Origin of the sequence: Chryseobacterium koreense CCUG 49689, from assembly GCF_001045435.1 — a bacterium.
Classification (GTDB): Bacteria; Bacteroidota; Bacteroidia; order Flavobacteriales; family Weeksellaceae; genus Kaistella; species Kaistella koreensis.
This window is the reverse complement of the sequence record NZ_LFNG01000005.1, coordinates 67,265-79,561: the sequence shown is the minus strand read 5'-3', so window position 1 is coordinate 79,561 and position 12,297 is coordinate 67,265. Positions and strand designations below refer to the sequence as shown.

Annotated in this window: 7 protein-coding genes; 2 read left to right on the top strand and 5 right to left on the bottom strand. The window is 40.1% G+C overall.

What is annotated here, in order from left to right:
* Positions 1–16: 16 nt before the first annotated feature.
* From nhaA to ACM44_RS04540, 3 genes are all read right to left on the bottom strand, one after another.
* A complete protein-coding gene (nhaA, locus tag ACM44_RS04550; RefSeq protein ID WP_048498877.1) occupies positions 17–1,186 on the bottom strand; it encodes a Na+/H+ antiporter NhaA in 1,170 nt (389 codons plus the stop codon).
* A gap of 121 nt (positions 1,187–1,307) precedes the next feature.
* Positions 1,308–3,512 (bottom strand): RelA/SpoT family protein, encoded by a 2,205-nt coding sequence (locus tag ACM44_RS04545; protein WP_048498876.1) that lies wholly within the window; start codon positions 3,510–3,512, stop codon positions 1,308–1,310.
* Between the two features lie 279 nt (positions 3,513–3,791).
* On the bottom strand, positions 3,792–4,220 hold the full coding sequence (locus ACM44_RS04540) for a hypothetical protein (protein ID WP_048498875.1): 429 nt from the start codon (positions 4,218–4,220) through the stop codon (positions 3,792–3,794).
* Positions 4,221–4,415: 195 nt separating this feature from the next.
* On the opposite strand from ACM44_RS04540, the gene dacB reads away from it, so the two are divergent.
* Positions 4,416–5,786 carry a D-alanyl-D-alanine carboxypeptidase/D-alanyl-D-alanine endopeptidase gene (gene dacB, locus ACM44_RS04535; protein WP_048498874.1) on the top strand — a complete coding sequence of 457 codons (1,371 nt, stop codon included), beginning with the start codon at positions 4,416–4,418 and terminating at the stop codon, positions 5,784–5,786.
* 3 nt (positions 5,787–5,789) lie between these two features.
* Positions 5,790–6,959, top strand: coding sequence for a sensor histidine kinase (locus tag ACM44_RS04530; protein WP_048498873.1), 1,170 nt, complete (start codon positions 5,790–5,792; stop codon positions 6,957–6,959).
* A gap of 64 nt (positions 6,960–7,023) precedes the next feature.
* Here the strand turns inward: ACM44_RS04530 and ACM44_RS04525 are convergent, their stop codons facing one another.
* Positions 7,024–9,477, bottom strand: coding sequence for a TonB-dependent receptor (locus tag ACM44_RS04525; RefSeq protein ID WP_083993646.1), 2,454 nt, complete (start codon positions 9,475–9,477; stop codon positions 7,024–7,026).
* A 341-nt stretch (positions 9,478–9,818) separates the two neighbouring features.
* Positions 9,819–12,245, bottom strand: a complete 2,427-nt coding sequence (locus ACM44_RS04520) for a TonB-dependent receptor (protein WP_048498872.1) — start codon at positions 12,243–12,245, stop codon at positions 9,819–9,821.
* Between the last annotated feature and the right edge of the window lie 52 nt (positions 12,246–12,297).

Sequence of the window (12,297 nt, the reverse complement as noted above, 5' to 3'; positions counted from 1 at the left end):
AATATGTAAGCCGAGTTCATTTTTGCTTCTGCTTTTTCGATACATATCTCAAAAGCGAATATCCCGCAAATCCCGAAATTACAGATGCGACCAGGATTGCAAATTTTGCCGCATCCTGAATTTCCTGCTGACCTCGGAAGGAAAGCAATGCGATGAATATGGACATCGTAAATCCAATTCCCGCCAGAAGTCCGGCTCCGATCATTTGATTCCAAGAACTGTTATCTGGTAATGAACTGATTTTTAATTTAATAAATATCCAGGAAAACAAATTGATTCCTATCACTTTTCCTAAAAACAACCCCAGAATAATTCCGAAGCCCAAATTGGTGAAAAGTCCGTCCACCATTCCATCCTTAAAGGTGATATTGGTATTGGCTAAGGCAAAAATCGGCATGATCAAAAAATTCACCGGAAGATGCAGTTGCTGTTCCAGTTTTTCAAGTGGCGAAATTTCGGTAGTGGAAATATTCGTAGGGATGGTGAAAGCCAGTAAAACTCCCGCAATTGTAGCGTGAATCCCGGAATGATGCATGAAATACCACAGGAAAAGCCCCGGAATGATATAGAAAATATGTTTTTTGAATTTAAAGAAATTAAAGCCGATTAAAATGGCAACCATTAACGCCGATAATCCCAGATAATCCCAGTGAATCTGATCGGTATAGAAAAGCGCGATCACCAAAATCGCCCCCAAATCGTCCACGATTGCAAGTGCCGCCAAAAATATTTTCACAGAAAGCGGAACCCTTTTTCCCAACATTGAAATAATGGCCAAAGAAAACGCAATATCCGTCGCCATGGGAATTGCCCAACCTTTCGCATCATCTGTCCCATGATTGAAAAGGAAATAGATCAAAGCAGGAACTACCATACCACCCAGAGCGGCAACTATGGGAAGTGACGCACTTTTGAAATTAGAAAGCTCACCTTCCACCATTTCCCGCTTGATTTCTAAACCGACAAGCAAAAAGAAAATCGCCATCAAACCGTCATTGATCCAAATGGACAAAGGATATTTCAAATGAAACAAATCGGTGCCGATCTTTTTGTCGAGTAAATTTTGATAGGATTCGCCGAGCGAAGAATTGGCAATCAGTAAAGAAATAGCGACGCAAAGAATGAGGATAATCCCAGAGGACTGCGAACTGTGTAGAAATTTTTTGAAATAGCTGCTGATGTTCAATGTTTTTATTTTATAGTGAATTAATTGAATTGGATGGATGAGGTTTTGGATGTTCTACGTGGTGAATTTTCCTTCTGAAGATGATGATTAAAAATCCTGATTTTAAAAGGAAAAACAGGATCTAAAGTCTTTTCACGCGGGAAACGCCGTTAATGTTCTTGAGCTGCTTAAAAGTTTCCTCCAATTGGCTTTTGTTTTTCACCTCCAGAGTTATGGTTCCCAGGAATATTCCATTGTTGGATTCAATCGACATGCTTTTCATATCCATACTCATGTTGTTGCTGATCACGGCGGTGATGTCGTTGATCATTCCCATTCGGTCCAAACCTTCAATCTCGATCTGTATCCTGTTTTTGAAACTTTCCTCATTCACCCATTTCGCAGGCAAAACGCGGTAATCATATTGGGCACGAAGATTGATCGCATTCGGGCAATTGTCATTGTGAACTTTGATTCCTTCGGAAATCGTGATGAATCCAAAAATTTTGTCACCCGGAATTACAGTGCAGCATTTTGCGAAGCTGTAGTTCATTTTCTGCTCGTCTTTACCGAAAACAATCAGGTCCAGATTGGTGTCAGGTGAATCGGCAAGAAATTCACTCTTCGTTGGTGATTTTCGGAAACGCTGAAGAATATTGCTGAAAATCCCTTTTCCTTCGGTATATTTCTTAATGTCGCTCGTGTCCAGGGTCCCGTTTTGGAATTTCAGGAACATTTCCTGGGAAGTTTTCAACCCGAAAAATTTCTGCATTTTGTTGATTTCCTCATCCACATAGTTCAGTTTTGCGTGGCGCATTTTTCTCTGCAGAATTTCTTTCCCTTCCTCTACCAACTGGTTTTTTTCAGAATTCAGGATGGCTTTAATCTTGGTTTTTGCTTTGGAAGTGACCACGAATTCCAGCCAGTCAGCTTTCGGTTTTTGGTTTTGGGAAGAGAGGATATCTACCTGATCGCCATTTTGGAGCACATAGGAAATCGGCACCAACTTCCCGTTTACTTTTGCACCCAAACATTTGGTGCCCAGATCGGAGTGCACAGAAAAAGCAAAATCCAGTGCGGTGGAACCTACAGGAAGTATTTTTATTTCGCCTTTCGGCGTAAAGACGAAAACTTCTTTGGAATAGAGGTTGAGCTTAATGTTGTCAAGAAAATCTGTCGTGGAAAGTGATTGCTGACTTTCCAGGGCTTCACGGATTTCGGTCACCCATCTTTCAAAATTCTTCTCGTCGGGACTGTTGCGGAATCCTTCTTTGTATTTGTAATGCGCTGCCACGCCTTTTTCTGCAATGTCGTCCATTCTTTCGGAACGTATTTGCACTTCGATCCATTTTTTATCTGGACCCAAAATCGTTAAATGGAGACTTTCATAACCGGTAGATCTGGGCTGGGAAATCCAGTCGCGCATTCGTTGCGGATTGCTGTGGTAAAGGTCTGTGACGATGGAATAGATTTTCCAGGCCAGGAATTTTTCATTTTTAGCATCTGATTTGTAGATGATCCGGATGGCGTAATTGTCAAAAACCTCGTCGAAAGTCACGCCCTGTTTCAGCATTTTCCGGTAAATTGAGGAAATGGCTTTTGCGCGCCCTTTGATGGTGAAATTCAGTCCTTCTTCCAGCAGCTGTTCAGAAACTTCTTTTTTGAATTCCTCTATGTATTTTTCACGGCTTTCTTTGGCAAGTTCCAATTTTTCCGCAATATCGAAGTACACATCGGGATTGTTGAATTTCAGGGAAAGGTCCTCCAATTCAGATTTGATGTTATAAAGTCCCAATCTGTGGGCGAGTGGCGCGTAGATATAGACGGTTTCGGATGCGATTTTCTTTTGCTTGTCCGGCCGCATATTTTCCAGCGTGCGCATATTGTGGAGCCGGTCCGCAATTTTAATTAAAATCACCCGGAAATCCTCGGAAAGCGTGAGCAAAAGTTTGCGGTAATTTTCAGATTGCACCGAGATGTTTTGGTGGTTCATCACCGAAATCTTGGTCAGTCCGTTCACAATATCGGCAATCTTTTTTCCAAAAATCTTGTATATGTCTTCGTAGGTGTAATCGGAATCTTCCACCACATCATGCAAAAGTGCACATGCAATCGAAGTTGCACCCAAACCGATTTCGTTGGCAACGATTTTGGCGACTTCGATCGGGTGGTAAATATAAGGTTCGCCGGATTTCCTGCGCTGATCTTTGTGTGCGTCCAACGCAATATCAAACGCTTTTCGGATGAGTTTGTTCTGCTCCTCATCCAAAGTTCGATACGTGTTGGAAATCAAATCTTTGTATCTTGCTAGAATTTCCTTGTTTTCCTGCTCTATGTCATAAACCATCTAAGAATCCAATTAATACACGAAATTAAGAAAAAAATGCGGTTTTCAGAAGGATAATGACGAAAAGTTCAGAAATTCTATGGCATGAAAGCACAAATATTTTAATTGAAAATCGGAATGTGGGAATGATGTATTTGGTTTTCCAAATGGCTGAATTTCAATCGCTTTTAAACTTGAATTGAAAAAGTTAATCAGACGGATTTTTTAAAAAAAGAGAGGATTCAATAAATCCTCTCCTCAAGATTGTTTTTTACTTTTTTTAGGGGTTCTCCAATTTAATTAAAACACCACTTCAGAATTGATTCCTTCTGGGTTTTCGTGGATTTTGATTTCCGGTGCTTGATAGATTTGTGCTTTTGCTCTCAAGGCCACTAATCTCTTTAGACAATCTAGGGACTTCGCTGCCCCGAATTTCACATTTTCGTAATAATTTTGTTGGATAACTCCATTTTCTGACCAGATTTTATTTACGCTCTCTATTTGTTCGGGAGTTTTTACCCTTACACTTATCACAAGGTGTTCTTCTTCCACTTCGGCATGGTCTCCAAAAAAATAATTCCAAATTGATGTTTTCACTTCTTTCGGTACTTTATGATCGTGAAGATACATGATGTAGTTTGAATCCTTGAATCCTGCATGCTCTAAATCTTCGGAAATTTTCCGCGATTGACTTTGGCTTTCAAATAAGCCAGTGATGATAGAAGTCATAATTTCACGTTTTAATTAACCAATACAAATTTTATAAAAATATAATGGATAATCCAAGCTTTTTCAATCAAAACTTTCTATATGATTTTTAGGTTTAGTTATCGTTGAAATCTATAGAAATCGAATGAGTAATGCATGGTCATTTACCGGGTTCCAGAAAAGATAAAATCGCTATATTTGAAAATAAAAATCCACATGAAGCTGATTCCACTTCTGATCCTGAGTTTTCAAGTTTTTTTTGCCCAAAATATCGTCCAGAAATTAGATGCAGCCACAAAAGATTTGCTCAATTCCGCACCGGCGTATGCTGCGAACCTTTCTTTTTATGTGGCAGACGAAGATGGAAAATTGATCTATGAATACAATGGAAATCAGGGACTTTCAAGTGCATCCACCCAGAAGATTTTCACCGCTGCAGCGGTTTTGGAAACTTTGGGTCCAAATTATCAATACACCACCACGGCTAGCTTTTCCGGAAATATCTCAAATGGAAACTTGTCCGGAAACATTTTCATTGCCTCCAATGGTGATCCCACTTTGGGAAGTTGGCGTTTTGAAAATCATAAACCCGAAATTTTCAAACAAAAATTATTGGATGCCATAAAACAAAAAGGAATCTCAAAAATTTCTGGAGATTTGGTATTGGATGATTTTTACTTCGATTTTCAACCCATTCCAGGAGGATGGCCGTGGAACGATATGGGGAATTATTACGGAGCAGGAGTTTGGGGCCTGAACTGGCGCGAAAACCAGTTCGATATCTTGATGAATGGAAAGGAAATGAAAGGCGTGAACGTGGATTTGCCCAATGTGAAGTGGATCAATCAAGTGAAAACCGGCGGAAGTTCTGATCAAAGTCTGGTTTTTACTGCGCCTTTTTCTGAAGTGGCAATGATCAGTGGAACTCTTCCCGCAAAATCGGTCACCGTTTCCGGTTCTATGCCCAATCCGCCACTTACGTTAGGAAATGAAATCAAGAATTGGCTGAAAGAATCCGGAATTGAGTTTAATGGAAAAATCACCTCCACCTCGATGCAGAAGATCAACGGTGAAACCATTCAATATGCTCCGAAAAATAATACGCTGCTCGAATACAAATCACCTACTTTAGATAAAATTGTCTTTTGGTTTTTAAGGAAAAGTGTGAATTTCTATGGGGAAACCTTCATCAAAACTGTTGGTAAAGAAAAGAAAAACGAAGGCAGTTTCGAAGCCGGAATTGCCTATTTGAAAGAATTTTGGAAGAGCAAAGGAATTCATCCCGCGATGATTAATTTTGCTGATGGGAGCGGGTTGTCTCCACAGAATTATGTTTCTGCACGGGCAGAAGTGCAGTCGCTGCTGTGGAGCAAAAAGCAGCCTTGGTTCAATGCGTTTTTTGACGGTTTTCCGGTTCAGGGAAACGGCATGAAAATGAAAAGCGGAACCATGAAGGACACCAAATCCTTCGCCGGATACCACCAAGCCAAAGACGGGAAAAAGTACGTTTTTGCGATCATCATTAATAATTATCAAAGTTCAAACCTAAGTGATGCACTATACAAAGTGCTGAACGTGCTTAAATAAAGGATGAGAAAACAACATTTTTTTTCGAAAATTAATATTTGGGTCGTTTACGGACTGTTTTCGGCGATTGTCTTCGGGGTTGCGATTTATTCTGTTGCGCTGATCAATGAGTTGAGACAGCGGGAAGCCAACAGAATCAGCGTTTTTGCCGAGGCCATGAAAATTCAGCAGGCGAATAAGACTTTGGATTCTGATACCCAGAATCTGCTGTTCACCATTTTTAAGGAGAATGACAAGTTGCCAATCCTGGTGGTGGATCAAAACCGCAAAGCCATTATTGATGAAGGTTTTTACAGAAATATTCCCGAAGAAATTGTAAACGACCAGAAAAAACTTTCGCGGTTGATTGCCGATATGGGAAGCAGGTATAAACCTTTTGAGTTAAAGATTTCTGAAAATCAGAGGCAATATGTTTATTATGATAACTCTCGGCTCTTGAATAATTTAAGGTATTTTCCGTATTTGTTGGGGGTTTTCATTTTGGGCTATATTTTCTTCTCGCTGTGGTTTTTGCGCACCATCAAGAAGACCGACGAAGGTTATGTTTGGGCAGGTTTGGCAAAGGAAACCGCGCACCAAATTGGGACTCCGCTCTCGTCAATGATCGGCTGGATAGAGATTTTAAGGATTGAGAAAGGGAATAGCGAGGGCGTGAAAGAGATTGAAAAGGATATCAACCGGTTGAAAACCATTTCGGAAAGGTTCTCTAAAATCGGCTCGGTTCCCGAGTTGAATGATCTGAATGTGAATGAGACTTTGCAGCAAAACTACGATTACCTGAAATCCAGAATCTCGAAAAAAGTAAAATTCATGCTGGTTCTTCCCAATCGGGAAATCCTGATTCCGCACAACCGAATCCTTTTGAGCTGGGTTATTGAAAACATCGTGAAAAACGCCGTGGATGCGATGAAAGGTGAAGGCAGGCTTGAAATTGAACTTTATGAAAAGAACAAAAATGTGCTGATCGACTTCAAAGATTCTGGTTCCGGAATGACGAGCGCACAAGCGAGAAACGCCTTTAAAGCAGGTTATTCCACCAAAAAGCGTGGATGGGGATTAGGTTTGTCACTTGCGAAAAGAGTCATCAAAGAATACCACAGAGGTGATATCAGAATCGCTCACACCGCGGTGGGAGAGGGAAGTACCTTTAGAATCATGATGCGGAATGGATAGGGTTTTTCGGTCTTGCCAGTTTTTTGCCGAACTGATTGTTGCCGGAGTTTTTTCCTTTTTTGCGTTAAAATGATAGGATTATTTTCAGTGCAAAATTCCTTCCCATATTATAAATTCCGTATTTTCCGTTGGGTGATTCTTCGTAATATTCAAAGTATTTCAGGCGATTAAGATGTGATTGATAGGCTTTGTCGAACAGATTATTTACTTGAAAGACAAAGAGAATGTTCTTGTCTTCAGCAGAATTGATTTCAGCGGTAAAACCGAGATTGAAAAGCGTGTAAGAAGGTGTTGCTGTTTCTGTTCCGTTTAACCCAAAATAGTGGTTTTGGGGAGCAGAATGTTCTGCTTCAAATTTCGGCGTGATTGAGTTTAACCATTTTGATTTCGAAACTATTTTTTGGGAAAGGCTACTGTTGATCATCATTGGCGGGATCAGCGGTAAATATTCTCCGGAGGTTCCTTTTCCTTTTAGCTCCGTTTTGCGGTTAAAGCCATATACCGCGCTTATGTTATTATCCCACCGAAAACCTTTCCAATTTCTCGGGTGCATTACCAGCCAAAATTCTCCGCCATACAGATGTGCTTTGGATTGTTCATATTGGTAAGTTCTGTTGCCTTGTGCATCCAGCACCGGATTTCCATGGGAATCTGCTAAACTTGACATGAAAATAAAGTTTTGAATGGTATTGTTGAAAAAGGTTATTTCTCCCGATAGGTCCTGGAATTTCAAATTAATCCCAAAATCTTCTTGCAGGGAAAACTCCGGTCTGAAAGTCCTGTTTCCCAAATAAATAATATGTGCGCCGGGATCTAATCCGTTGCTTCCGATTTCAGTGATGTTGGGTGCGCGATAAGCCCGTCCCATATTGGCTTTTAAACTGATATTTTTATTTGCCTGAAAGGTTGCGCCAATGCTTCCGCTGATGCCGTGAAATGTTTTTTGGAATGCTTCAAATTGCAAATTGGCATTAGGATCTTGTGCATCGGTTTGTTTTTCGAACCCGGTGGAAGCATCTTCAGCTACATAAAAATCATCCCACTGTACGTGCCTTGAATCATAGCGGGCTCCTCCGCTTATGCTCCATTTTTCTTTTTTCCATTTGCCATACAGATATATTCCACCATCGATTAAATTGTAGTCTGGGATGGGAAAATCGGTTGCATCTTTATTTTTATTGTTTTGCAGCATTCCGTTGATGCCAATGGAGGTTTCCACATTAGCAAAAATCGGGGCACTGTATCTGATTCCATAATTCAGTGTATTTAGCCGCATAAACATCCCTGCCTGATTTGGGTCGGTGGGGTGTGTAAATTCGCGCCGGATATTTTGTTGTCCTGCAAGTAAAACATCAATATCGCCACTTCCCAGTTCGTAAAAACTGTGGAGGTAAATTCTGTAATGTTGAATGTGCTGAGATAGATTGGGGATTTGGTAAGAATTCAGTTCTTTATCCGAAACAATCGGTCTGCTAAAAATGTCATCATGATCCTGTTCAAAAATCTGTTTGGTGAATTTTCGGGAAAGCGAGTCTCTGCTTCCATCAGGAATGCCTTGGTGATTGTCATGCCAAGTGAGACTGAAGCGGGTAAATCCCTTCGGTGATTTTAAAATTGCCAGTGCAGCAAGATTTTTTTCATTGAAATTGGTCAAGTAAACCCTTCCGTCAACAGGATTGCGGTAGTTTTTTGCCAATCGGTAGGAACCATTTAGGGCAAAAAGAAAATGCCCGTCGGAATAATTCAACCGTAAACCGTTACCGATCAAATTGTTATTGGTTTGATATTCATTCACATATTTCCCGTGTAGTTTTTTGTCATGTTTTTTAGGGATATAAGGAAATAGGCTGATTACACCGGCAATAGCATCTGAACCGTACAAAAGACTTGCAGGACCTTTGATGACTTCGGCCCGATCGATGTGGTAGCCATCTATTTCAAGGCCGTGCTCATCTCCGTATTGTTGCCCTTCTTGACGAATGCCGTCATACAATGTCAGTACTCGATTATAGCCCAAACCGTGGATGAAGGGTTTTGAAATATTCGGACCTGTTTGAACGGCTTTCAAACCCGGGACATTTTTCACCAGTACATCGATAATGTTGCTTTCTGTTGTGCTTTCTATTTGTTTCGAAGAGACCGCAGTGATCGCAACAGGATTTTCTCGGATTAAAGTTGCCCTGGTTGTTCCTGTAATGACGATTTCTTCCAGATTCAAAGAATCAGATTGTTTAATGGAAATGGATTGATCTTTAGTTGGTCGCATTCTGAAAGTATCTTTCTCATAATCGATACTTTTTGAGATGAGGTTAATGTCGTCACTGTTTTCAGCATGGATGATCTGGGAGTTTTCTTTGTATGTAATGGTTGCGTTTTTTGTACTTTCTTGCGGGAAAATGTGAAATGCTAATCCTGTTCTTGATTCCTCTTCCTTTGCAGAACCTTGCATAATGCGCAATTGTCCTGAAGTAAACAGTACCGTTGTCATTAAAAATAATGAAGTTATTAGTCTGGTCATAAGTTTGAAGCCTGATTTTCACTTGCAAAACTAATAAAGTTAGATTAGTCTAACAAATGTTATTAGACAAATCTTTTCTTACTTAAAAAATGATTTCAAACGTGGAAGAATTACTATAAGGCATTGCTTCATTTAACATATGAAATACAAGGGGAAAGTGAATCAGCCGTACGTGAAAAACTAGAAATGTTAGATTTTAATAGAGCTTGAACTAGCAATATGCTTAAAAAAACTGAAAGAAAAAGAGTTGGTCATTGTTGAAAATGCCAACTCTTTTTCTTTTAAGACCAACTCTTTATCAAGATTTGCTTATGGGAATTGCCTTGTTTTTCTTTGATACATTAAAACTCAAAAATAAATCCAATGGATGGAACCACAGTAGCAGACTTTTGATCTAGGATTAATGGAATACCGTTGCTTCCATCTGCTTTAATGGGTTGTCCGTCTGTGGTTTTGAAACCGGAATTGTCATCAGTTCTTTCAAAAGTGAATTTCGGCAAGTAAGGTGTTTTGTAAAGCAGAATATTCTGAAAATCGGCAAATACATCCAAGCTTACTTTCTTGAAATTGAATTTCTTATCCACCCTCAAATCCAACTGGTTGAAAATCGGCAATCTTTTATTGTTGAGTTGCGAATAATCATAAGTGCCAGTTCCGGTGGTCAAATAATTTGCGGTTGAAGCGGCTAAATCAAAAGGGGTGTAAGGTTGTCCGCCTGCAATTCGGTATTTCAAGCTGATGTCCCAGTTCTTTTTGAATTTGTAGCCAAAAGTGGCCGAGGCGATAAATCCGTAATCCCAAGTCGAGGGTCTAAACTGATTGTCAATGCCCGAAAATTCTGATTTGTAAAGCGTGGCACTCGCGATATAGAACAGTTTTTCGACAAGTTTTTGCTGCACGTAGGCTTCGATACCATAAACTTTGCCTTTCCCAACGGAAGAAAACGCATCGCTACCGACCGCCGAGTAATCCGTACCGATATTTGCATAAGAGATTCCACTGGTTAATGAGATCGGGTAGTTCCTGTAATCTTTGTAAAATGCTTCCAAAGTAAACCGCAAATCATTTCGGGGAACAAATTCCGTTCCGATGGTGTAGTGAATGGAATTGGTATATTTCAGGTCTTTATTGGCAAGTGTTCCGCTGCTGTCTTTGTATCCGAGCATCGTGTAAACCGGTAATTTGTAATAACTTCCAACCGATGCCGAAATATTCCACTGGTTGTTGATGATATAGGAGAATGACGCTCTTGGAGAAAGCGTTCTCAGTGGATTTAGTCCGTCTTTTGTATAAGTGTTGAGGTCTGCCCGAAAACCTCCCGATACCAAGAATTTTTGATCGAAAAAGTATTTGGCAATCTGGCCAAACGCACCGAATTTGAAAAAATCAATTGCAGTATCGCTTGAAAAAGTGATGGCGGGACTGATGATGTTTCCGTCATTATCTTTCACTTCTTCTTTAATGGTATTGAAAATATTGGCATCATATTTTGCATATTGAGCGTCTATACCATAGCTGTATTTCCAGCCATTTTTGAATTTATTCATGTCAAAGCGGAGTTTGTTTTCCGTTTCGTGACTTCCTAAAGCGTATAATGGAGAACCGGTTTTCGAGGCATTGTTTTCATACCGGTCCGCACCGTTAAAAAACATATTTCTGCTTAATGCAATGTTATAATATCCGTCATTTACCAAGCGTTTCAAGGTAGCTCCAACGGTGTAGTTCCATTGGTTTATCAGTGGATTTGCCCGGTTAATGTATTCCGTATTCGCATCACTCTTTTTAGGTACCGCCAATTTAAAATTGTCAATGGCGCCAATTCCGATGAAAGTCAGTTCTGTTTTGTTGTTGATTTTGTGGTTGACTTTGTACTGAAAATCGTAATAATCGGGTCTGATTGGGAGATCCAGTAATTTAAAAAGAAACTGCAAATACGACCGTCTTGCAGAAGCCATGAATGTGGTTTTCTTTCCCAGCGGACCTTCTAGCATCGCTGCAAATTCAGTTCCCGACAAACGCAGGTTTCCGCTCAACTTATCGGGATTTCCATTTCTTTGTTTGATGACAATGGTGGAAGCCAAAGCATTGTCGTATCTTGCATTAAATGCAGATGAAGTGAGTTGCACATCCTGAATAAATGAAACGTTCAAAATTCCTGTTGCTCCGCCACTTGCTCCCTGGGTTTGAAAATGGTTTAAAACGGGAATTTCTATGCCATCCAAATAATACACATTTTCGCTGGGACCGCCACCACGCACAATGATGTCATTTCTGTTGGGTGTAGTTCCTCCCGCTACTCCCGGCAAAACCTGAATTACTTTGGAAACGTCAAAATTTCCACCGGGATTTACTTTGATTTCTTCTGCGGTTAATTTCTGCGTAGCCAAAGGAGTTACCATATCGGTTGCCCGCACCGATTTGCCGGCATTGATGACCAATTCCTGTAATTCCTGGCTTTTCGGATCCAGTTCTATTTGTAAAATCTGAGCGTTCCCCGAACTTAAATTAATGTTGTAAAGCACAAAAGGGTTGTAACCAATATAAGAAGTTTCCAAATTGTATTTGCCGACCGGAAGCTGAACCGAAAAATTACCATTTTCATCGGAAACCGTGTTGATGGTGTCTGTCCCGGTAAATGTCATTGCTGCGCCAACTAATATTTCTTGGGTGTCTTTATCTTTTACCACACCGTTGACAGTGCCAAATATTTGTGCAAAAACGCTTTGTCCAAGCAAAAGGAAAACTAATCCCAAAAGAATATTTCTCATCCCATAAACTAATTAACTGGTACAAAAGTAAACTAATTTTTTAAAATATTAG

Bases quoted from the DNA above. Each gene is read 5' to 3' on its own strand.
- ACM44_RS04530 (WP_048498873.1), top strand. From the start codon at position 5,790: ATGAGAAAACAACATTTTTTTTCGAAAATTAATATTTGGGTCGTTTAC.
- ACM44_RS04545 (WP_048498876.1), bottom strand. From the start codon at position 3,512: ATGGTTTATGACATAGAGCAGGAAAACAAGGAAATTCTAGCAAGATAC.
- ACM44_RS04520 (WP_048498872.1), bottom strand. From the start codon at position 12,245: ATGAGAAATATTCTTTTGGGATTAGTTTTCCTTTTGCTTGGACAAAGC.
- dacB (WP_048498874.1), top strand. From the start codon at position 4,416: ATGAAGCTGATTCCACTTCTGATCCTGAGTTTTCAAGTTTTTTTTGCC.
- ACM44_RS04540 (WP_048498875.1), bottom strand. From the start codon at position 4,220: ATGACTTCTATCATCACTGGCTTATTTGAAAGCCAAAGTCAATCGCGG.
- ACM44_RS04525 (WP_083993646.1), bottom strand. From the start codon at position 9,477: ATGACCAGACTAATAACTTCATTATTTTTAATGACAACGGTACTGTTT.